Here is a 23,355-nt window from a genome sequence, read left to right as displayed (position 1 = left end):
TTGTGGTGCTTAACTGTTTTGGATAGTTAAGTATTCGGCAACGCCTTCTGCAACTGTCTTGAATTCAACATCACAACCTGCGGTGCGCAGTTTGGTCAGATCCGCTTGTGTGAACTCTTGGTAAGCGCCTTTTAGGTGCTCAGGGAATGGGATGGTTTCAATTTGGCCTTTGCCATGATGCTTGATAACTGCTTTTGCTACCTCTTCAAAAGATTCAGCACGGCCAGTACCACAGTTAAAAATGCCTGATACGCCGTTTTCTAAGAACCACAGGTTTACTTTACATACATCACCAACGTAAACGAAGTCGCGTTTGAATGATTCGCTGCCCGCAAACAATTTAGGATTTTCACCTGAGTTAAGTTGGTTGTTTAGGTGGAACGCAACTGATGCCATGCTACCTTTGTGGTCTTCACGTGGGCCATATACGTTGAAGTAGCGGAAGCCGGTGATTTGAGAAAGGGTCTCACCATGTTCTTCAGCGTCTTGCCATAGGCGACGAACGTAGTTATCAAACTGCTGTTTCGAGTAACCGTATACATTCAGTGCGCCTTCGTATTCGCGTTCTTCAACGAAAGTATCGGTATCGCCGTAAGTGGCTGCTGAAGAAGCGTATAGGAATGGAATCTCGCGATCTAAACAGTAATGAAGCAGCTCTTTAGAGTACTCGTAGTTGTTTAGCATCATGTACTTACCATCCCACTCAGTCGTTGCAGAGCAAGCACCTTCGTGGAAAATTGCCTCAATCGGACCAAAATCATCGCCCGCCATAATTTGGGTCAGAAAGTCGTCACGATCCATGTAATCTGTGATGTCCAGATCAACTAAGTTCTTAAACTTTTTGCCATTTTTTAGGTTGTCGACAACCAGGATATCGTTAATGCCAGCTTCGTTTAGTGCTTTAACAATGTTGCTGCCGATCATGCCAGCGCCACCAGTTACGATGATCATAGAACTTCCACCATAGATTAAAATTTTCTCAGGAATTCTAGCAAGAAACGAAAAGTAGCGCTATTGGAAGCAGGAAGATAGGTTTGAGTCTTCTATGACTCTATATAAAAAAGGGAGCCGCAGCTCCCTTGATTACTTTATTATTCCACACCCGAACGGTTAGGCCTTTGATACCAAGGATTTCGCTCATCGGTCAACTCAATCAAGCTGTATTTACGTCCGAGTTTCTGTCCTCCGTCACGAGTAAGAGGCTGCCAACTAAAGTTCGCACGATTGTTGCTTGGCTTAACGGTCATGATGTCAAATGGAATCGACAAGTAGAAACCTTTGGTAAAGCTACCTTCACCAAATTCATCCGCAGACAAGTCTGTAAATGACGCAAAGGCACCAGCAATTACGCCACTCTTGAACTGCTTAGAAACGTTGATTTGTGTACCAACATCACCAGCTAGGAACTGACCAATATCGACTTGGATCATCAAATCTTGTAGGAATTCCCATTGAGGGTAGTAGTAACCAGATACAAAACCAGTGAAGCCTTTATCAATAACTTGGAACGGACGTCCATATTCTGGCACGTTTTGCCATTTCTCATCGTAAACACCGAAGTAACTTTGTGGATCACGTTGAGAAATTACGTTGACGTCAGCGCCAATCGCCCAGTTAGCTCCTTGTGGACGGTAAAGAAACTCGGTACCGACTCCAGCAAACATGCTCTCCAGATAACCCGCGTAGAATTGTTGATCCATGGTATCGGAATACTCTTGGAACCAAGTCAACTGTAGGTTTGACATGGTCACAGCGTGTTCATTTTGGTAAGCACGGAACATGGTGCGAACCCGAGGAACGGTAGTACCATCGGGTGGAGTGACATAATTAAACTTATCGTAGTTGTTATACCAATCCCAGTATAACGAACCGCCAATTTCAAGGTTGTCCGTCAGCCAGTATGAGGCATTCCCGCTTAGCCCTACACTAAAGAGATAGAAATCTTCAGCGTTACCTAGAGTTTGAACAAGCTTCGGTGCAAAGCCCCAATCAAAACGCTTAAAACCATCATAGACAGATTCTCCATTTGGCTTATTGCTAGCCTTTGCGGTTGCATCTTCTATTTTGGGGTTGATGTAATTAACTTGGGCAAAGTCGCGGTACTTTTCTTTGGAAATAATCGTTTGTTCGCCGACCAAGCCTCGGCTACGTTCATTGATCGCATAGGTATCAATGTCTTCAGGCATTTCATTATGAAGTACAGCCGCTGCTTTTTCGTGTGCCTCTGTACGGTCACGATATTTCTTCTGTTCACCAATGACAGTTACGGTGTTGTCATCAACATAAATGCGCGTGTTTTGGTAACCCGCAATTTTGTCTAAATCTTCCGTTACACGTTCCCAGTCAACATCAGATAGTTCTTCTGGTTGGTTATCTTCGAGTTCTGGCGTAGGCTCATCTCGCCAGAATGATGGCATGTCATTGAAGTTAGTGTTGAGCGTTAAACCTGCGACCAAAGTGTCTCCGCGTTCATAATTTAAACGAAAATCGGCCATTCCTACACGGTATAGCATACCAACGTTCCAAGGAGTATGTGGTGTCATGTCCACGCCACCTTTTACCACAGGGAAGTCTTCGCTGTAATCATTGCTATCGTATTCGAGTTTAAAGCGTAATGGTGCATGTAAGGTTTGATATTCAACACCACCAAACAATGCAGTTGGTCCTTTAAATGCTCTATCAAAGTTAGTTGTGCCACCTGTATCTAAATAGTCAGAGGGGCGTTCACAAAATCGATCTGACAATTTACAAGTCGGGTTATAGATGTTGTCACGAGTGCCTAGCGACCCCCAACCAATACCAAAAGTAAAATCAAAGGTCCCTAGCTCAGAGTTGGAATACCGCTTCGTAGCTGCGATGTATTCTCCATCGAATAAGCCGGTACCAGCAAAGTCTCGAACACCCAGTGATAGCTCAGGAATATACTGAGATTCTTTTAGCAATCGAATTTTAAAGTCAATACCTTTATCGGTATAGTTTGTGTCTCCCGAGAAACTAGGATCCTTACTATAAAGCAAATCTCGCACCGAAGTATAACGAATGGTTGTTTCTAACCAAGGCATTAGTTGCAGAGTAACGTTGTAAAAAAGGTACTCATCACTACCGGTAACAGAAAAGTTGAATTCCCCTTCAGGAGCCATACGTCCTGTTGGCATCTGCATCAAGCCAACACCACCAAAATCAGATTGAGAAGGCTGTAACGAGGGAGCCTCAAAGGGTACTTCTTGAGCCCAAACCAATGCTGGGCCCATTAAAGAAAGGGTTAAGCTTTTTCTAATTGGTATCATTACGGTCTCTTTGTAGCATTTGGTATCAATTGAGTGAGTAGGCGGATTATATCTTGATCCATGTCAGACCGTTCAAGATCACCAAACGGTACATATACCAAGGTCAGAGGTGGTAGGTAATATTGTGTTGTTAACCAAGCTCCGTGATGTGGCTTAACTACGTGACCATCTGGGTAGATCAACACTGGTGGTGTTGATAATGCACCAATGTTACTTTTCAAATTCTCTATTTGCTTCTGCAAAGGGATGCCTGCTTGCCCTTTAATAGAATACACGCTATTCAAGTTTCCCAAGAAATACACTTTTTCTTCGCGCAGAGGGCTTGCGAGCAGGAGATTGCCGCGCAACAGTGGGTTGTCGAATTTATTTAGTCGAATTTTATCAACATCGATCGCAGACAGTAAGCGTGGTGCAAAGCTTTGCTTCTGAATGAATTTATAGAATGGATGTGCAACCAAATTATGTTGAATCATTTGATTGAGTACTGTGCTCTTTAAAGCGGTAGAGTTTTTTTCGGCGCGTTCCGATTTGTCAAACAAAGTGGTACCAAGAGAGTATTGCAGAGACACGCTTTGCTCCTTAGCAAGTGCTAACAGGCTTTCTAAACGAGTCGGCTCTTGGAATTGTAGCTGTTTGCCTACTCCTAGCAATTCAACATTTAATGGTTGCATAGCAGAGATTTCTGTTTGAGCGAAGCTAGGCATACTCAAAAGCGGCATGACCAAACCGAGTAATGTTAGTAGTTGCTTGCTCATGATTTGCTATATCCCTTCAAAATGGTTAACTCAACCGGAATCATATTTGGTCCTAAGTATTGTAAGGTTTTGATAACCTGACCTTGCTCGTTTACCCAATAGTAGTTTTCGACTGATTGAGAAAGGCTGCTAAACTCAACAACTTCTTTATATACGTCGGTCATCGTGTTGGATATAGGGGTTGTTAATGTTTTTTGGCCTGAGTAAGAACGCGTTACATTTGCTGGAAAACCATAACGGTATTGTGTTGCCCAGTCGTATGAGAGTGCAAAGTTGACAGAGGCTGAATCAGAAGAAAAATCTGGCACATCACCATAAATACCCGCTAAGTCCCCATTCTGTAGACCTATCGTTTTGACTATATGCCCATTCTCCGTAACGATCATAGCTTTGTCAGCACTTACCCATTTCAGTTGTATTTTTCCATTGAGAGGATTTCGCTCTGCAAAAGCTAAAACAACAAATACCTGTTTTTGATTCCCAAGTTTTAAATAGGCACTGGCATAAGGAACGGCATTTATTTCTTCAGGGGTCATCTCTACATCGATGTAGTTACCGTACGCTTCTTGAACGGTTGCTGAAACATCATTGAACTTTTGTGTACAACCAAAGAGTAAGGCGAATAGCGGAAGAGTGAGAAGTGGGCGTATCCATTTAGACGTTCGGAAGATATTCATTATTCCCTCTTACAAATAAAATCGCCCTGAGTCATTCAGGGCGATTATCTTCTATCTACAAAACGAAATTAGTTAGTAGAAGTAGAAGTAGAAGTAGATGTTGAAGTAGATGTTGAATCGCTATCTGACGCTGCAACTGCCACTACAGTTACTGCTGCAGCTGCACCTACTGCTACGGCTGTTGTACCTGTTGCAGATGCAGACGCTGCGCCTGCTGAACCTGCTTCTTCTGCTGCAAATACAGTTGATGCGCTTAGAGCCATAAGAATAGCTAGAGCTGTATTCTTCATTATTAATCCTTGTGTTAACTAGTTTTAAAACATCGATGTTTGAAACTCTATTTAGAGTTCCAATTCATATTCTAGTTAAAAGTTGGGCAGACTGTAAATAGTTTCTTATAAAAGGTTTTTTTGTTGTATTTATGAAACAGTTGGTTTTTTTACCAAACAATTGCGTGCAGCTAATTAATTGGAAAATTGCGAATATGCTCCATTGAGTATACTCTTCCGCGGGTGTGGACTTGCCTCAAAGGAGAGTTATCTTGTACCCTAGTACGCACTTCAAAGGGGGCATTCACTGTGGGAGAAGCTGATGAGCAAGTCCAGAGTACACCGAGTGCTCAAAGCATCTTATTTGCCAAAATACATACGTGTTATGGATAACGTGTTTAACCATAGGGCGGTAGCGTGCGTAAAAATGACAAAACATCTATTTTTCAGACATAAACATCTCTTCATTTCTCTAGTGTCCATTACAGTGCTGAGTGCATGTGCGAGTAAACCTCGCCACGTTAAGGCAGATCTTCCACTTGTTACGCAAGAGTCATCTTCGATAGAAATGATGGAGGAAGTTCCAGAACAGTATTGGGGATATTTGAACAGACCTGAACTGGTGTCTATATCGCATCCAAATTATCATGTTGCTGTTGGGCCGATTTATTTCTCTGCACTGGGCCTATACTGTCGAGAAGTGAACATTGACTCCACTTCTAATGTAGTGTGCTCGATAAAGTCAGATAAAAACAATACCCCAAATACTTGGTATTGGGTCAATGGGCTTGTTAAAGATAAACTAGAGAAAAAGCTTTAAAAATGATGAAGATGACAAATAAAGCACCTCAATGGCTAGTTGCAATTACAAGCTTTGCTTGTATCAATTCAGCTTTCGCGCTTGATAGTAACAATTTAAACCTCAATGCAGCTAATCCTACGTTTTCTTCCTCTGGAACTTTAAACCAATCTCAGACGCCACCCAACGAGAAACTCTCTGCTGGTTCATTTAATAAAGAGAACAGAAATAATCTTCTTTTGCCAGGTGAGGTGGATGTTAGACAATTACTCCCTTCCTCTGGAGAAGAACTACCACCTCCTTATGCAGCAAATATTTTTGCTGGTGGTTATGAGACTGAAAGAGCTGATGGTTTGAATGATAATTATCTCGTTGCGGCTGGGGATAAGATTAACATCTGGCTGTGGGGAGCTGTAAATTACTCTAATGTTGCTACGGTGGACAATCAAGGAAATATCTTTATACCAGAAGTTGGCCCGATTCATGTCCTTGGAACAAAAGCTAGCCAAATCAACGAGCTTGTGACAAAAAAAATTAAACACGTTTATACCACTAACGTAAACGTGTATGTGAATTTACTTACTGCGACGCCAGTTAGTGTTTTTCTAAGTGGGCCAGTCATTAGACCAGGGCAATACGCTGGGATGGCCTCTGATTCAATACTTTATTTTCTTAAACGTGCTGGCGGTATTGACTCTGAACGTGGCAGTTATCGAGAAATTCAAGTTCTACGAAATGGTAAAATCATAATCAATGTTGATCTCTATGATTTTATGCAATCTGGAGTTATGCCAAAAGTTAGCTTTAAAGATGGTGATGTTATCTTGGTTACACCACAGAAAGCTGCTATCACAGTATCCGGAGGGGCTCGCAATCCCTTTCGCTTTGAACTGGAAAATTCTAGTGAATTAGGAGAAAAGTTAGCGGCTTATGCAAAGCCGCTCGCAAAAGTTTCGCATGTTGGAGTTGTTGGGAATCGAATAGATGGGCCATTCTCACGTTATATGACTTACCAAGATTTCCTGAGGTTTGAATTACGAGACGGGGATAAAGTTATCTTCAATGATGATTTACACGCTCAAGTCATAGATGTTCAGGTTTCTGGTAGCTACTTAGGACCATCTTACTTTGCTGTTACAAAAGGCACTAAGTTACATGATTTGCTGAATAATATTCCCATTGATCCAATGCTTACAGATTACCAATCTATTTATATATTGAGAGATAGCGTTGCGAAAAAGCAAAAAGAAATGATTGATGAGTCTCTTAATCGGCTAGAAAGAAGTATTTTTACTGCACCAGCGTCTTCAGATGGAGAAGCTGTAATCAGAGCAAAAGAAGCAGAAATGGTACTTCAGTTTACTGAGCGAGCTCGTAAAGTTCAGCCGCTAGGGAAAGTCATCGTTTCTGAACATGGTCTTGTAGCTAATATATTATTAGAACAAGGTGACCAAATTGTCATTCCAAACAAAACAGATCTAATTCAAGTGGGGGGTGAGGTTTTGATGCCACAAGCGCTCGTTTATAACCCTAATGCCACTATCGACGACTACATTGCGTGGGCCGGTGGTTTCACTGATAGGGCCGAGGATCAGCGTATAGCAGTTGTGCGAGCAAACGGCCTGGTTGAATTTGATAGTGGGAAACCCATACAAAAAGGTGATCAAATCTTAGTTTTACCTAAAGTTGACACTAAAACAATGCAGGCAGTTAAAGATATTACGCAAATCATTTACCAAATTGCTGTAGCAGCAAATGTAGCGATAAACTAACCTATGAAAACTGATCATATAGTGTTATCGCTAGATCCAATGTACTCGCCACTACACGAGAAAATAGCGGGGATATTGGGAAAGAAAAGGTATGCAGTTACTTCCTGTTTATCAAAAAAAATCTATCTACCTACTTTCAAGCAGTTTCTAGCAGTTAATATGATCGCAGCAGTGAGTAAGGAGCAAGCGCAGCCTTACCAAGAAAAAATATCTTTACTTCGAACATACCATCATGCTTATGTTCAAAAAGTAGAAGGCCGGACTCTCAGTAATGAGGAGTTGAACTATATGGCTAGGTTTTACGTGGCGCTTAAATGTTTTGTTATAGAAAAAGATATCAGTCTCGTTTTACTGCATAATGATGCAAGGTGGTATCACGCTGTGGCAATTGATGTATGCAGGGAGTTGGATATAAATTATTTGGTTACAGAGCAGGGGCTTATTCGACCATTTACAACTGTTATCGATCCCCAAGGTGTTAATGCCAACAGCAAGATAGATTTTAAAATATTTAATAATGATGTTCAACACACCCCAAAAGAGCAGGGGAGTTTTATACCAAAAGATACTCATGACTCAATAAAGTCGATGCTTTTTTTCTTTATTTTTTTATTGGGTTTTGCTTTTGAGCGTATAAATAAGAACCGAACAGTTATCCGCTATATGCATAATAGCTATAGTTTGAAAAAGTATTTCAAACGTATTGCGAACAAACTGATTAAGAGAAAAAAGGGAACATTAGTACCTTCATTAAGTTCTCATGGTTCCATTCTACTACTACTCCAGTTGGAAAATGACTCACAGTTTCTACTGCATAGTCCTTTCAAGTCTAATCAGGAGGTTATCAACTTGGTCGCAGATTTGGCCAAGTTGGCAAAAGTGAAGTTAGCAGTTAAGCGTCATCCCTTGGACGATAAAGAGTATCAACTTGATGACAATACCTATTATGTTGATGGGAAAATAGCAGAGCTGGCAAGTTCTGCTGAAATTGTATTTACTATCAACTCTAGTTCAAGCATTGAAGTTTTAAAGACCGTGACTCCATTAATATTGATGGGCGAGTCAATTTATGCTTATAAAGGGGTGGCCGTAGAATTCGATTCTAACCATCCATCCCAAGTGATGGTGCAAGCAAAGGCAGAGGTCGACTCCGTGACCAGACAAAGGTTTGTCCATTATTTGCATAACGAATACTTGGTACAGGGAGCTGGCTATTCGTTTTGCTCTAAGCACCTTAAGCACAAATTAGAGCAGATTTTAACTTAAAGACGGTATGTACACTGTTAGTTGGAGAGAGCACACTCATGAAAACACTTGATATCAATGACTACTATTCCATTTCGGGTGAGCAAAAGCCGGTGTTGGAGTCGATTGTTGACACGTTTAAGCACCAGGCAAATGCATTGAATGAGATGGCTAATAGTATTGATTTTGAGCAATACCAAAAGGCTATTTCTTATATTATTAACTGCCAAGGTCATGTCATTGTATGTGGAATGGGTAAATCTGGTCACGTAGGTAAGAAAATTTCTGCCACATTAGCGTCGACGGGCACGCCAAGTTTCTTCTTACATCCAAGCGAAGCATTTCATGGTGATTTAGGGATGATCACTAAAGAGGATGTAATTGTTCTAATTTCTAACAGTGGCGAAACGGATGAAGTATTGCAATTGATTCCTTCGTTGAAGTCATTTGGCAATAAGATCATCTCTATTACCGGAAGACTTGATTCTACGATGAGCTGCAACTCAGATGCCACATTGCTACTAGCGCAGATCCAAGAATCTTGCCCTAACAATTTGGCACCAACCACTTCAACAACTCTTACTATTGCCTTAGGTGATGCGTTGGCCGTTGCGTTGATGAAAATGCGCCAGTTTATGCCAAATGACTTTGCTCGCTTTCACCCTGGTGGTTCTTTGGGTCGACGTTTGCTGACTCGAGTTCAAGATGAAATGGGAACAGACAATTTACCGTTAGTTGATGTTAGCGATTTTATGCCGTCAGTCATCATTAAAATGAACGAGAGCCGAAAAGGAGTCGCGATTGTTATTGAGAATGATCAGTTAAAAGGCATTATTACTGACGGTGATTTGCGTAGAGCATTAGCAAAAGAGGCTGAGTTTAATATATTAAAAGCTGGGGATGTAATGAGCCGAGAACCAAAAACATGTTATGACACTGAAATGCTGGCGGATGCAGAAGAAAAGATGCGTCAACACTCTATCTCATCTTTGGTCGTTTTAGACGATGAAAGTAAGGTAGTTGGATTAATTCAGATCTTTAACATGTAAATGAAAGATTTACGCCAAGCTTTGAGGGTTCAAGGGCGTGTAATATATGCTCTTACTTTACGTGAAGCACTTGGTAAATATGGTAAAAGCAAAATAGGTTATTTATGGGCATTACTTGAACCTATTATTCAGATTTTGCTATTAGTAACCATTTTTACCATGCTTGAACGACGCTCTCCCCTAGGTGGGGACTTAGCGGTATTTTTTACGACAGGAATTGTGCCATGGTTAATATATAGTAACTTGGGAAATCGGATGTCTGGTGCGCTGGGGGCTAACCAAGCGTTATTATCTTACCCGCATGTTACTCCATTTGATGTACTGTTTAGTCGTGCATTGTTAGAGTCAATCACCATGATCGTGGTCTTTATCATTATTATATCTGCCTTACAGGCTGTTGGTAGAAGTGCTGTGATATATGATCTTAACAATGTGTTAGTTGGTATTGGTTTGTTAATGCTTTTCGCTATGGGGGTTGGAATGATAAACTCTGCCGTTAGAATGTATTTTGATGGTTGGGATAAAATTTTCAGAGCCAGTAACCGACCTCTTTACTTCTTGTCTGGAATATTTTTTACGTCTGCTAGTTTGCCCCACCAGGCCAGAGATTACTTGCAATGGAACCCGATATTTCAATATGTGGAATGGATTAGGAGCGGTTTTTTTTCCACATATCAAAACATGTATATTAATCACTCTTATGCACTGTTTTGCTCAGCAATTTCTGTTTTTCTAGGATTGTCACTAACCCAATATACTCGGCGCCAGGCTCGTAACTTATGATAGAACTAATTAATGTATCTAAAGTTTACAAAACACCTAATGGGAAAAAACACGTGTTGAAACCGTGCTCTGTTAGTTTTCCCAAAGGTCGTAACATCGGGCTGCTAGGAGTTAACGGTGCGGGTAAATCCACTTTGTTGCGTATGATTGCGGGTTCTGAGCATCCAACGAACGGAGTGATTAAACGAAATGTAAAGATGTCCTGGCCATTAGGTTTTTCTGGTGGGTTTAATGGCTCTTTAACGGGGGCAGAAAACTTACGTTTTGTTAGCCGAATTTACGGGGCGGACATCAATCAAGTTACTAACTTTGTAAGATGTTTTTCTGAATTAGGCGATTATCTGAATATGCCAGTTAAAAGCTACAGTTCAGGTATGAAAGCAAGGTTGGCGTTTGGTTTGTCTATGGCTATTGACTTTGATTGCTATTTGGTTGATGAGATCACTGGAGTTGGCGATAGAAAGTTCCAAAAAAAATGCCGGGATGCTTTTAAAGAGCGTAGCAAAAAATCTAGCATAATTATGGTTTCTCACAATATGCCAACTTTGAAAGAACATTGTGATATGGGGTTGGTATTGACGGAAGGGAAATTATCATTTTATGAAGATATTAATCAAGCAATAGATAAATACTTAACGTTATCGAAATGAACTTAAATAAAAAACATAAAATATTCCTTAATAAATTTTGGAAAAATAGAAATAGCAAGCAGAAAAGTTATATTTTGTTTGTTATTTTACCTACATTATTAGCAGTCATTTACTATGCGTTTATTGCATCTGGAAAATTTGTGGTAGAAACAAGATTTTCTGTAAAAGGCAACGAAATGCAACAACTCGATCTTCTGAGTGGAATAGCTGGTATCCCTTCACAAGGAGGTGCTGTTACAGATTCTTATATTGTACAGGACTATATACATTCACTTGATATGGTAAAAGCAATTAGTAAACGACTCGCTGTTAAAGACATATTTAATCATCCTGATGCGGATTGGATCTCTGCTTTAGGGACTCAAACTACTCAAGTTGATCTGTTAACGTACTGGAATAAGCTTGTTACCGCTTCCTATGATCCAACCACAACTATCATTACTTTAAAAGTCAGAGCATTTTCTCCCGATGATGCGAAAAAACTGTCAGAAGAGATCCTTCATCAAAGTGAGATTCTGGTAAACAATCTATCAGAAAGAGCAAGAAATGATGACTTAACTTTCGCTGAAGCTGAAGTTCAAAGAGCAGAGAAAAGGGTAACTAACGCACGAGCACTTATGCATGATTTCAGAGTTTCAGCGCAGGACCTAGATCCGGCGCAATCAGCTAGTGCGAAAATGATGTTGATCGGTGAGTTAGAAGTACAGCTAGCGAAAACAAAGGCAGAACTAAACGCTTTAACCAGTTACATGGATGCGAAAGCACCTGCCGTTGTAAACCTAAAGCGAGAAGTTATGGCGTTGACTATGCAAATTCAAAACGAGAAAAAAGCAATTGCGGGTGATCCTGATACTCAATCGACCTTAAGCGGTGTCTTTGCCGACTATGAGCCATTGTTGGTTGAAAGAACTTTTGCTGAGAAAGCCTACACTTCTGCGTTGGCATCTTTAGAAGCGGCTAGGGTTGAGGCTTCAAGAAAGCATCGCTACCTGGCTACTTTTGTCGAACCATTGCTGCCGGATGAAGCAACGGAACCTAAGAGGTTGCGCTCTATATTTACGGTGTTTTTTGCGACATCTCTTGCATGGGTGATTGGTTTACTTGGCCTTGGCATTGTTAAAGAACATATTGGTTGGGTGTAACTAAGTAAGTTAATGTACCTAAAATTGTTATGTATTATTTTCTCGGCTGTCCTAACAATATTTAAATATGTTACTTTAAACTGTGAATTGAAGTCGTAATCTTATATTTATTCTGAATGCAATGAGTGGGCAGGGATGTGAAAAGAGATTATTTAATAAAGAAAGCGAAAGATATTATTAATAATTTTGACTTGAATGAAAATAACTTTAATAAGATGGCTGATGATAAGAAAGGAAATTTAGTACTTTCTAAAAGTGTTATTCCAGACAAGGTTAAAATTGAATTTAATAACAGCTGTAACTGTCGAGTTTTTATTGGAAGCAATGTTAGAGGGAGCTTCTCTATAAATATAAATAAAGATAACTCTACAGTTTATATTGGCGATAATTGTCATCTAAAACAGACGATTTTAAAGTCTGAGTGCATAAATGATTTTATAGTTCTAGGAAATCATGTAACAACCTCTGGCGCTGTTGCATTTCGAAGTGGGCTAAGATCTGGCAACTCATCATCAGCGATCATAGTTGGTGATGATTGTATGTTTTCACATGGTATTACAGTAAGAAATACAGATGCTCATCCGATTTGGAGTATAGAAACTATGCAACAAGTTAATAAGCCTAAAGATTTTATCTACATAGAGCCTCACGTTTGGATCGGCCAAGGTGCAATGATTTTGAAAGATGTACATATTGGTGCATGTTCTATAGTAGCTGCTGGTTCAATCGTCACTAAAAGTGCTGAGCGCTTCTCGAAAATCTATGGCAGTCCATCTAAAAATAAAGTTGACGCGACTGTTTTCTGGTCAAGATCATATACGTCTGAGGCAAAGAAAACAGCGCAGTACTTTTATGATAAATATTTTTGTTGTGAGTGATATTAATGAAAAATGTAATTACATATGGAACGTTCGATGTGTTTCATGTTGGTCATTTAAGACTTTTAGAAAGAGCAAAATCTTTAGGGGACAACCTTATTGTGGCATTGTCTACAGATGAATTTAATTTAACACATAAAGGAAAAGTAACAGCGATTCCATATCCAGATAGGGCGGAAATTGTTAATGCAATAAAGCATGTTAATCAAGTCATTCCAGAGACATCATGGGAACAGAAAATTGAAGATGTGAAAAAGTATAACATTGATATTTTTGTTATAGGTGATGATTGGGAGGGTGAATTTGACTTTCTAAAAGAGCACTGCGAAGTTGTATATTTATCTAGAACAGAAAATATTTCTTCTACAGATATTAAAAATCATATTAAGGCTAATGCTAGTACTCAAATCGGTATTCATGAGGAAAACGCGCAATGAGAGTGGCCTTCTTAATTTGGAACAAATTTCAATTTAAACATTTTAGCAAGTTTTACGATATTTTCGATGATATCACATTGATTATTGAAAGACGATTAGCTAATGACTCTATTTTTAGTGTAGATCAACTAGCTGATATGAAGATGAAAAAGCTATTTATTGATAAGTCTAAGATTAAACACTTAGATGGAGTTTTTGATGTTATTTTTTGTCAAACAGTTTTTCCTCAAATAGAGTATATCGAAAAAAGTAAGATTGCTATGCTTCAGTATGGGTTAGCAAAAGAAAATCACAATTACGGAACGTGGAGATCATTTGCCAGTGTAATTTTTTCTTATGGTAATTACTCTACTGAAAAACTATCACATTTTGCCCCTACGTTTAATATTGGACATCCAAAATTTGATAAACTATCGGTGGGTGAGAGTAGTTCTCTTAAAGAGACGCTAAAGTTAGATAATTTAAAGAAAACTATTTTGTATTGCCCTACTTGGGGGGACTTATCATCTTACCCTCATTATATCGATGAGATTTTAAGTAAAGCGGATGATTATAATGTAATACTGAAACTGCATCACAACACGTTAACATTAAGTGATGTTACCAACGACTTCTCTGATAGTCACGTTATTGTAGCAAATGACTATGAATTAAGTGAGTTGATTCAAGTCTCAGATGTCGTTATTTCTGATTACAGTGGTGCGATATTTGACGCGGTTTATTGTGATAAACCGATAGTTTTGTGTCATCATCTGGATTTAGAGTCAATGCAGCATGACAAAGTAGGGCTGGATAGCTTAGAGTTTAAATGCTCTGAAAGGCTAGGCGTTGTTGTAAACGAACCCAAAGAGCTTTCTATTGCTTTAGAAAAAGCTTTACATAATCCTATTGATACACACGAAATTAAAAATGATTTATTCGTAGATCTAACGCGTGATGAGTTTGTATCAACTATCAAGCATACGACACAGGGTTGTGTATTAGGCAATCTAAATAAAACTCAGGGGCAACGATTTGTTTCTGATTTAGTTAGACATGAAAGAAAACAAAAGTTTGCTTTGAAGAAAGCGATGAGATAAATGAGCTATGTTAAGAGCTGCTTTTAAACTTATATCACCTTTGTTACCGTCAAAAATTAACATAAAATTAATTACATTTTGTACAAGACTTGGTTTTGGTGGGAAATATCTTTTTAAATATTATATTAAAAATGCTGAAGTCAAGAATTATGTAATTGAAAACTACTTTTTCGATAGATACCCAGAGCTAAGTGGTTGTGGCTTAGATAAAAAGGGTACTGATAAAGTTTCTAATGAAGCTAGAAAAATAAGTTCATCTAGCGGTAATGGTTCCACTAATTATACAAATTCAAAACTTGATTCCATTTTTGAATCAATGTCTACATCTTTTGAAAATAATGACCATGATTCTGCAATGGGATTTTACAATGTCCTTGTCAGCAGACATTTCAACACCGCACAGGCTCAAAAGGCAATAATAGAGCGGAGTAAAGATGCTTCATTTTACAAAGCGAATAAAGATGTTGTCCACAAGGCGATTTGTAATCTGATTGATTCTCGAAAGGGAAATAAGTTTTTATTGCAATATTTTAAGTTTAAACTTAGTTCGGGCTTAAATGATGAGCTGCTAAGTTTAACTGAGTTCTTCTATTATAAAAATCACACTAATCAAGGTGTTATCACTTTCTTGGGTGATATCTACAAGAATGACGGTAAATATCTTAACGCCCTAAATTATTATTCTGCTTTGAAGGGGGTTAATTATCATTATGGTTCAGCAAAACTTATCTCTCTTCATGCTGATGAAGATAATATTAACGATCTTCATGAAGAATTATGTTCTCTTTTAGATAGCAAAGTACCTAATAAAGAAGCCTTTCGTATAGTTCCAATGCTTTTGAGAGTAGCACCTTTGCTCAAAGGCGAAGAGTTTACTAGTACTAAAATGCGTATATTTGAGTTGAGAGATAAATTTTGCTCTTCGTTCAAAGAAGCCACTTTAAATGAAGCCAGGTCACGAGCGGTAGTAAGATCTAGATATTTACCATTCTTTGATAAGCTATCAGATTCAGTAAAATCTGATTTGGGATATTCTCTAACGAATTCCGAAGTGTCGAGAAATATTTTCCATTTGGCTTATTATAACGATTCGCAAGATAATATTGCTTGTGTCGATAAAGGCGATGTCAAGTACTTAAGTCTTGAAGAAGCAAATGAAAGAAATGATATCTTTGAATTATTTATTCCAACAGTGTTTTTTAATCTAGATACGACCAAAGACATTTATGGATCTATAAGAACATTTTATGTCAATTTACTTGAAGTTCTTTGGGATGGGAATTACGCATTCATTCCAAGAATGCAATATAACTGGCGAGATGTTGATCTAAAATCTACGAGTGATGTAGTTTGCTATCACTCGGTATTAGGTGATCGGGAAGGAAATAATGTTGTTGTTCAAGAGTCTACGTTATCAGGAAGAGTGTCATTGGACTCCAAAGGTTACGCAGGTTTTAGTGCTTTTTCTAGTCTAGATATTCCCAATGACACTACTTGTATTGATGAATCATTAATCTTATCTTTTATCGAAAATTTTAAGGCTCAAAAATCATCAAAATACCATCAAAATAGTACTGAAATGAATTTTGATTTTGATTATGTCTTCATGCCATTGCAGGTTGAAACGGATGCAGTAGCCGTATTGCGCCATTTTGATATAGAGGATGCTCTTAAGGAAATCGTCTCTTTCACACAAGAGAAAGGATTAAAACTGATTCTTAAGAAACACCCTTACTGCAATTCTGTGAGAATTCGAGAGTTATTATCTTGGGCCTTGAGTTTCAAGCACGTAATTGAAAGTAAAAGCTCAATTCATGACTTGATTGATAATAGCAAATTTGTGTTTACAGCTAACTCAGGAGTTGGTTTGGAGGCTGTAATGTACTCTAAATCAGTTGTGACATTTGGCCGTTCTGATTATTCCCAAGTTGCTTTAGAATGTCAGGAAGTTGAACAGCTTGTTAACTATTTTGAAAAAGCGCTTGTTTCAGAAAATAATGATTACTCTAGCTTTATTTATGAATATCTGAACAATTATACGGTAAGCGTTGATGATAAAGCTGCTATAGAAAAGCGTCTTGAGAAACTGCGAAGTTTTGGTTATGAGTAGTGACTATATAATATTTTCATCAGGTATTAAGAAAATAAAGTCATTGACGGGTTTTCTTGAATATGTCCCGAATGTAAAACAGACCAAATCGGTCATCGGCTGGGGCTTTAAACCCACGGCAAAGCGAGCCAGAGATTATGCTGAAAAACATGCTCTCCCTTACGTTGCACTGGAAGATGGTTTTCTTCGTTCTATTGGCTTAGGGGTTGCGGGTGCGCAGCCTCTGAGCCTAGTCGTAGATGATGTCGGCATCTATTACGATGCAAGGCAGCCGTCGAAACTTGAAATTTTGATCAAAGAAAGTGAAGGTTTAGGCTCTGACGAGCTTGTGCGCAGTCGCTTATGTATTGACGCGATTCGCCAGTATCGACTCTCGAAATACAATCAAAACCAGCGAGATGATAGCTTACTAGAAGAAAAACCCAACGTATTGGTGATTGATCAGACCCTAGGTGATGCTTCTGTTGAGGGCGCGCAAGCCTCGCAAGAAACATTTGTTGACATGCTTAAACAGGCAGTTGAGGAAAATCCAGACGAAACAGTTTGGGTGAAAGTTCACCCTGATGTTGTGCATGGAAAGAAGAAAGGTTTTCTTTACCCTCTGCCATTTGAGCACCCGAATATTCGGGTGCACACGGAAAAAGTAAACCCTTGGGACTTTTTAGACAGCGTTAAAAGTGTCTATACCGTTTCCAGCTTGATGGGATTCGAAGCGCTCTTAGCCGGGGCGAGTGTTCATTGTTTTGGTGTGCCGTTTTACGCCGGGTGGGGGTTGACTAACGATAGACAACAATGCCCTCGCAGAAACGTTGATCGTTCACTGGAGCAGTTATTTTATGCAGCATATATACAATATGCACGCTATGTAGATCCTATTCTTGGGGAACGGTGTGATATTGAGCGTATTATCAGTTATATGACGGATACACTCAAAGTTATGGCAAAACCTTCCAGAACAGTTTCTATATCAAAATTGTCGTGGTGGAAACAACGATGGATTGGTGACTACCTGAAAGCCTGGCGGTTTGAGAAGGTGAGTTCCGAAGCGGAAGAAATGCTGCGCTGGGGTCGTGGGTCGTTGGATGAAAACAACTATTGTATTGAAGATGGCTTTATCCGATCTGTAGGGTTAGGGGTGCATTTTAATCGTCCGGTATCTCTTGTGTGCGATTCGCGTGGTATTTACTTTGATGTCCGAGAGCCCAGCGATTTAGAGTACATGTTGGAAAATCAGCAGTATAGCGATTGGGACTGCGTACGTGCGCGTGCGCTGATAACTCAACTGCTGGCGGCTAATCTGACTAAATACAATGTTGGTAGCGATTGCGACGTCTCTTTGCCTCAAAATCGAAAAATCATTTTGGTTCCGGGCCAGGTAGAGTCTGATGCGTCAATCAAGTATGGCTCACCGGAGATCTATCACAACGAGACGCTTCTTAAAGCTGTAAGGACGGCGGAGCCGGATGCCTACATTATTTATAAGCCACATCCCGATGTTTTGGCTGGTCAACGAGATAACGGTAACTGGCAGGGCGATTTCACACGCGCGGCCGATCATGTCGAAACGCAGGCCTCAATGGCAAGCTTATTAGAAATGGTCGATGAGGTTCATACCATGACGTCCTTAACCGGGTTTGAAGCGCTGTTGAGAGGTAAGCGCGTCACCTGTTACGGATTACCATTCTATGCGGGGTGGGGGCTTACCAATGATAAGCTGATTTGCGCAAGAAGAACGCGTTCTCATTCGGTCGAAAGCTTGGCTTACTTTGCCTTGATAGAATACCCGACTTATGTGGACCCTATTACGCGTAAAACGATGACAGCAGAACAGGCGGTGACTCGTGTAGCACAAATGAAAGCTGGAAAAGTGCAAGTCAAAGATACCAAGTTGCAGTTGTTACTTGCGATGAAGAAAGCTAAAAATACGCTCAAGCGATTTATCCGATCTTAGATCTGCTTCTTATCTCTAATCAACGTCACTCACAAAGATGGAACGTTAATGTCTAATATTCATATTGTTATTCCAGCTCGCTTCGGTTCAAGCCGATTGCCTGGCAAACTAATGCTGGATCTGGTGGGTAAGCCAGTGATTGCCCATGTTGTAGAGCGTGCCCTGACCCTGACAGACTCGGTCTACGTAGCGACAGATAATCAAGATATTTTTGATGTTGTCAGTCACGCTGGTGCAACCGCGGTCATGACCTCGGAGAAACACAATTCCGGCACCGATCGCTTAGCTGAGGCGGCGAACAAGCTAAACTTTGCTGATGATGACATCGTGGTAAACCTTCAAGGAGATGAGCCATTGATGCCGATCGCGCTGTTACGACAAGTCTCAGCCCTGCTTGATGCCCATAGTAACGCTGGCATTGCGACACTAATGCAGCGCATTAAGCATGTAAAAGATTTTATCAACCCTAACGTGGTAAAAGTAGCTCAAGGCGAAAGATGCAAAGCTCTTTACTTTAGTCGAGCTCCAATTCCTTACCCGCGTGATGAATTCTCTACTGAAATAGCTGAATTGCCACAAGGCGACTATTTCCGACATATCGGTTTATATGCCTATCGAGTAAAGACGTTAAAAGCGATTACTCAACTTACTGAGCATCCTCTTGAGTCTTTAGAGAAACTGGAGCAGTTACGTCCGTTAGCTCACGGCGTCGAAATCGTCATTGATGAGGCAAGTGAGGAGCCTGAGCACGGTATTGACACTCTTGAAGATTTAGAACGTGTTCGTCATGTTCTACTAGCTAAATAAATATATTCATTAAGATAAAAACGGAAACCCCAATGAACCAGAAAACCGTAAACATCGGTCATATTGAAGTTGCGAATGACAAACCATTCACTCTATTTGGTGGTATGAATGTCCTAGAATCGCGTGACTTAGCGATGCAGATTTGTGAGTACTACGTAAAAGTAACGGAAAAGCTTGGTATTCCGTATGTTTTCAAGGCGTCATTTGATAAAGCGAATCGTAGCTCTGTGCACTCTTATCGTGGTCCAGGTCTTGATGAAGGGATGAAAATTTTCCAAGAGTTGAAAGATACATTTGGTGTGAAAATTATCACTGATGTTCATACCGAAGCTCAAGCACAGCCAGTTGCTGAAGTGGTGGATGTGATTCAGCTACCTGCATTTTTAGCTCGTCAGACAGATCTTGTAGAAGCGATGGCTAAAACTGGTGCGGTGATCAACGTCAAGAAACCCCAGTTTATGAGCCCGGGCCAAGTAGGCAATATTGTAGAAAAGTTTGGTGAGTGTGGTAACGATCGTATCATACTGTGTGAACGTGGTGCTTGTCATGGTTATGATAACCTAGTTGTTGATATGCTTGGCTTTGGAGTAATGAAAAAAGCATCGCAAGGTAGCCCAATCATTTTTGATGTGACGCACTCATTGCAAATGCGAGACCCTTCTGGTGCCGCGTCAGGCGGACGCCGTGAACAAACGGTTGAGTTAGCCCTTTCTGGTATGGCAACCGGGATTGCTGGTTTGTTTATGGAAGCTCACCCTGAACCGAATAAAGCAAAATGTGACGGCCCGTCTGCGTTCCCGTTGGCAAAACTAGAGCAGTTCTTATCTCAGGTTAAGCAAGTCGATGACCTAGTTAAGAGCTTTAGTGCAATTGATATCAAATAATCACTAGTTTTGATTTTTAAACGTTGTCTAATCGTCACATAACTAAGTTTGGCTTTGTTTAAAACTAGCTATTTATAAAAGCAAGCGCATTTGAGCTTGCTTTTTTGTATAAAATCTAATTCAAGAGAATTTATTTGATATACAATTAGTAGGTGATTTTGATAAACGCAGGAACTAATGCCTGTTAGATCACAAATCGCGTGCAAGCAAATCTAGCTCAATCGGCTGATTTAGTGAAAGCCGCAAAATGTTGCTTATAACTATACTTATCACAACGGAACTTGGTTTGATCTCTCTTGTTTTACTTACTGTCAGTGTGTCTTTTATTAGCTTGTTTACTTTCAGGAAGCTTGCTCTTGCCCATGACTTCGTCGATAGACCATCATGTCGTAAAAAGCATATTGGAGATGTACCAGTAATAGGTGGTTTGTCCCTCTTTGTCACGATTACTTTAGCAAGTACGTTTGAAGGACAACTTTTGCCAAATCAGCAGGACTTTCTTGTATGTGGTCTAATACTGACTATTATCGGCACAATAGATGACAAGTTAGACATCAGCGCTTCTTTCAGGCTCTGCGTCATTACCGTCATATCCGTTTGGCTTACCCTTGGTGAAGGGATTGCGCTTACAGAGCTTGGCAATCTATTTGGATTTGGGGTGCTCAACGTAGGTAGTGCAAATGTTTTACTAACAACGATTGCAATCATTGGTTGTATTACAGCATTCAATATGGTCGATGGAATTGATGGTTTATTGGCGTCTTTAGCATCAGTCACATTTTTAGCTTTAGGGTTTATGTTTTACCAAGCCGGAGAAGTAAAGCTAACAATATTCTGTTTTATCTTTGTGCTTTCCATGTTCCCGTACATATTGTGTAACCTAGATCTGATCCCTAAGCGCTCATTTAAGGTATTTATGGGAGACTCAGGAAGCTTTCTGATTGGTTTTACCATTGTTTGGTTACTAATACACAGCTCGCAAAGCATTTCGAATGAGGTGCAAGCTATTTTAATGAAGCCTGTTACGGCATTATGGTTAATTGCTGTTCCTTTAATGGACATGGCAATGGTCATGCTACGTCGTTTAAGGAAGAAACAGTCTCCCTTTAAGGCTGATCGTTTACATCTTCACCACATATGTATGAGGTTGGGTTTGTCATCGCGACAAACTTTAGCATTCATTACCTTCTGGGCGTTATTGTTTGCTGCGTTTGGAACTCTAGGGCAGGTGTTTCAGGTGCATGAGCACGTCATGTTGATACTCTTTTTATTGGCATTTACATGTTATGTCTTCATCATTAGTTACATTTGGCGTATTACCTGCTGGATTAGAAAGCGATTTCAAATTGGTAAGACACATGTAACGGTAAGTAGCTGACGCTTATTTAACAACGGTAGAGCCTTTTGCTGTTAGGCTGGAATGTAGGGCTCTTTTTACTTTATTTTCACCATGAATCAAATGCACTTCTTTTGGCGGCGGATTAATTCCTTCTACAAATCGAATTAGATCAGATTGATCTGCATGAGCAGAATAACCAGACATCGTATGTATTTGAGCTTTCACTTTAATTTTCTTTCCTTCGATATCAACCTCACTCGCCCCTTCTTGAATTTCTCTCCCTAGCGTTCCTTCCGCTTGATAGCCAGCAAACAGCACATCATTACGACTATCTGGTAACAACGCATTGAGGTAATTCACCACTCGACCACCTTCACACATCCCAGAAGCAGCAACCACAATAGCTGGTTCAGACGTGCTCGCCAGACGATTCACCAATCTCATATGTTCAGCATGAGTCTCAATCGTAATACATTGTTCAAACGCTAAAGGGTGACGATGTTGCTCCAAACGCTGCTTCGCTTCTTTACCCCAAAGCTTTTTAAAGCGCCGATAAGTCTTTGTCACCTTTCTTGCTAAAGGCGAATCAAGAATAATCGGTAGGGCTCCATGTAAAGACTCCTGGTATAAAAGCTGTTCAATATCGAATAACAGTTCTTGTGTTCTACCTATACTAAAAGCAGGAATAACAATCACACCACCATCTTCCAGTGCATGTTCGACAATAGAAAGAAGCCGAGCACTTCTACTTTTCACACTTTCATGGTGCTTATCACCATAGGTCGATTCAATAAACAAATAGTCCGCTTTTTCTGGCGGCTTAGGATCAGGAAGTAAAGGCGTATCACTTGGGCCGAGATCGCCGGAGAATACAACTACGTCATTATTTGAGAGTTTAAATTCCAAATAAGCAGAGCCTAAAATATGGCCCGCAGGTTGAAAGCGTAAATAAGCCAACCCCTTAAGAGGAAGCCATGTGTTGTACTGGCACGGCACCAATCGCTGCTTAATTAGATTTAAGATGTGCTGCCGTTGATGCTTGCCTAAACCCAGTTGTAGCTTTAATCCATCCTCTAGCATAAGAGGGACCAACTCAGCAGTAGCTTGTGTGCAGTAGATTTTACCTTTAAAACCCGCAGCGAGTAACCACGGTAATCGGCCTATGTGGTCAATATGAGCATGAGTCAGCACCAGTGCTTTTACCTTGGCTAAGGAAAATTCTATCGCCATCGAACGGTCATGACGGCCTACCAATGCATCCTTACCCTGAAATAGCCCACAATCGATCAAAATGCTCCCGTGCTCGAGTTGCAGTTCGTGACAAGAGCCTGTCACCGTATTCTTCCCACCATGATGAAGTACTTTCATAACGATCTCCTTTTCATAGGCATCAATGTAATGAATCGAAGAAAGAAGAGGGAGGGTAACCGACCAGATAAACA

General features: G+C 40.1%; 21 protein-coding genes. 15 read left to right on the top strand and 6 right to left on the bottom strand.

Going from position 1 to position 23,355, the window contains the following annotated elements; all coding sequences use genetic code 11:
• Positions 1–9 precede the first annotated feature (9 nt).
• The 5 genes from rfaD to R7Q39_RS07110 all read right to left on the bottom strand — a co-directional run bounded on the left by rfaD (position 10) and on the right by R7Q39_RS07110 (position 5,009).
• The gene (gene rfaD / locus R7Q39_RS07130) at positions 10–951 is read right to left on the bottom strand and encodes an ADP-glyceromanno-heptose 6-epimerase (protein ID WP_170893635.1); all 942 of its coding nucleotides are present in this window, start codon (positions 949–951) and stop codon (positions 10–12) included.
• Between the two features lie 140 nt (positions 952–1,091).
• A complete protein-coding gene (locus tag R7Q39_RS07125; RefSeq protein ID WP_318075963.1) occupies positions 1,092–3,287 on the bottom strand; it encodes a YjbH domain-containing protein in 2,196 nt (731 codons plus the stop codon).
• Positions 3,287–4,042, bottom strand: coding sequence for a capsule biosynthesis GfcC family protein (locus R7Q39_RS07120; protein WP_170893637.1), 756 nt, complete (start codon positions 4,040–4,042; stop codon positions 3,287–3,289). The genes R7Q39_RS07125 and R7Q39_RS07120 overlap by 1 nt, the downstream gene beginning before the upstream one ends.
• On the bottom strand, positions 4,039–4,719 hold the full coding sequence (locus R7Q39_RS07115) for a YjbF family lipoprotein (protein ID WP_170893638.1): 681 nt from the start codon (positions 4,717–4,719) through the stop codon (positions 4,039–4,041). The genes R7Q39_RS07120 and R7Q39_RS07115 overlap by 4 nt, the downstream gene beginning before the upstream one ends.
• 68 nt (positions 4,720–4,787) lie before the next feature.
• Complete coding sequence (locus R7Q39_RS07110; protein WP_154204902.1) at positions 4,788–5,009, bottom strand: hypothetical protein; 222 nt, start codon at positions 5,007–5,009, stop codon at positions 4,788–4,790.
• Positions 5,010–5,310: 301 nt separating this feature from the next.
• On the opposite strand from R7Q39_RS07110, the gene R7Q39_RS07105 reads away from it, so the two are divergent.
• The 15 genes from R7Q39_RS07105 to wecA all read left to right on the top strand — a co-directional run bounded on the left by R7Q39_RS07105 (position 5,311) and on the right by wecA (position 21,952).
• Positions 5,311–5,808, top strand: coding sequence for a hypothetical protein (locus R7Q39_RS07105; RefSeq protein WP_154204901.1), 498 nt, complete (start codon positions 5,311–5,313; stop codon positions 5,806–5,808).
• Between the two features lie 2 nt (positions 5,809–5,810).
• On the top strand, positions 5,811–7,559 hold the full coding sequence (locus tag R7Q39_RS07100; RefSeq protein WP_170893639.1) for a polysaccharide biosynthesis/export family protein: 1,749 nt from the start codon (positions 5,811–5,813) through the stop codon (positions 7,557–7,559).
• A gap of 3 nt (positions 7,560–7,562) precedes the next feature.
• Positions 7,563–8,825: a phosphoribosylamine--glycine ligase gene (locus R7Q39_RS07095; protein WP_170893640.1), complete on the top strand. Its 1,263-nt coding sequence runs from the start codon at positions 7,563–7,565 to the stop codon at positions 8,823–8,825.
• 38 nt (positions 8,826–8,863) lie between these two features.
• On the top strand, positions 8,864–9,853 hold the full coding sequence (locus R7Q39_RS07090) for a KpsF/GutQ family sugar-phosphate isomerase (RefSeq protein ID WP_170893641.1): 990 nt from the start codon (positions 8,864–8,866) through the stop codon (positions 9,851–9,853).
• Positions 9,854–10,636: an ABC transporter permease gene (locus R7Q39_RS07085; protein WP_170893642.1), complete on the top strand. Its 783-nt coding sequence runs from the start codon at positions 9,854–9,856 to the stop codon at positions 10,634–10,636. It begins immediately after the preceding gene.
• Positions 10,633–11,286, top strand: coding sequence for an ABC transporter ATP-binding protein (locus tag R7Q39_RS07080; RefSeq protein ID WP_170893643.1), 654 nt, complete (start codon positions 10,633–10,635; stop codon positions 11,284–11,286). The genes R7Q39_RS07085 and R7Q39_RS07080 overlap by 4 nt, the downstream gene beginning before the upstream one ends.
• A complete protein-coding gene (locus R7Q39_RS07075; protein WP_170893644.1) occupies positions 11,283–12,428 on the top strand; it encodes a capsule biosynthesis protein in 1,146 nt (381 codons plus the stop codon). Before R7Q39_RS07080 ends, R7Q39_RS07075 begins: the two co-directional genes overlap by 4 nt.
• Before the next feature lie 137 nt (positions 12,429–12,565).
• Positions 12,566–13,306, top strand: coding sequence for an acyltransferase (locus tag R7Q39_RS07070; protein ID WP_170893645.1), 741 nt, complete (start codon positions 12,566–12,568; stop codon positions 13,304–13,306).
• Positions 13,307–13,311: 5 nt separating this feature from the next.
• On the top strand, positions 13,312–13,743 hold the full coding sequence (locus tag R7Q39_RS07065) for an adenylyltransferase/cytidyltransferase family protein (protein ID WP_170893646.1): 432 nt from the start codon (positions 13,312–13,314) through the stop codon (positions 13,741–13,743).
• Positions 13,740–14,822, top strand: a complete 1,083-nt coding sequence (locus tag R7Q39_RS07060; protein ID WP_318075962.1) for a CDP-glycerol glycerophosphotransferase family protein — start codon at positions 13,740–13,742, stop codon at positions 14,820–14,822. Before R7Q39_RS07065 ends, R7Q39_RS07060 begins: the two co-directional genes overlap by 4 nt.
• Positions 14,823–14,829: 7 nt before the next feature.
• A complete protein-coding gene (locus R7Q39_RS07055; protein ID WP_170893648.1) occupies positions 14,830–16,932 on the top strand; it encodes a hypothetical protein in 2,103 nt (700 codons plus the stop codon).
• On the top strand, positions 16,925–18,883 hold the full coding sequence (locus R7Q39_RS07050; protein ID WP_318075961.1) for a capsular polysaccharide biosynthesis protein: 1,959 nt from the start codon (positions 16,925–16,927) through the stop codon (positions 18,881–18,883). Before R7Q39_RS07055 ends, R7Q39_RS07050 begins: the two co-directional genes overlap by 8 nt.
• Before the next feature lie 48 nt (positions 18,884–18,931).
• The gene (gene kdsB, locus R7Q39_RS07045; protein WP_167426991.1) at positions 18,932–19,690 is read left to right on the top strand and encodes a 3-deoxy-manno-octulosonate cytidylyltransferase; all 759 of its coding nucleotides are present in this window, start codon (positions 18,932–18,934) and stop codon (positions 19,688–19,690) included.
• 32 nt (positions 19,691–19,722) lie between these two features.
• Positions 19,723–20,574 (top strand): 3-deoxy-8-phosphooctulonate synthase, encoded by an 852-nt coding sequence (gene kdsA, locus R7Q39_RS07040; protein ID WP_006742492.1) that lies wholly within the window; start codon positions 19,723–19,725, stop codon positions 20,572–20,574.
• A 247-nt stretch (positions 20,575–20,821) separates the two neighbouring features.
• On the top strand, positions 20,822–21,952 hold the full coding sequence (gene wecA, locus R7Q39_RS07035; protein WP_154204891.1) for a UDP-N-acetylglucosamine--undecaprenyl-phosphate N-acetylglucosaminephosphotransferase: 1,131 nt from the start codon (positions 20,822–20,824) through the stop codon (positions 21,950–21,952).
• Between the two features lie 3 nt (positions 21,953–21,955).
• Here wecA and R7Q39_RS07030 read toward each other — a convergent pair whose 3' ends face one another.
• Positions 21,956–23,281 (bottom strand): MBL fold metallo-hydrolase, encoded by a 1,326-nt coding sequence (locus R7Q39_RS07030; RefSeq protein ID WP_318075960.1) that lies wholly within the window; start codon positions 23,279–23,281, stop codon positions 21,956–21,958.
• Positions 23,282–23,355: the final 74 nt, after the last annotated feature.

It is taken from the genome of Vibrio sp. 947 (assembly GCF_033339115.1).
Classification (GTDB): Bacteria; Pseudomonadota; Gammaproteobacteria; order Enterobacterales; family Vibrionaceae; genus Vibrio; species Vibrio alginolyticus.
Note: the sequence above shows the minus strand (reverse complement) of the source record. Positions and strands in the feature narration are given on the sequence as shown.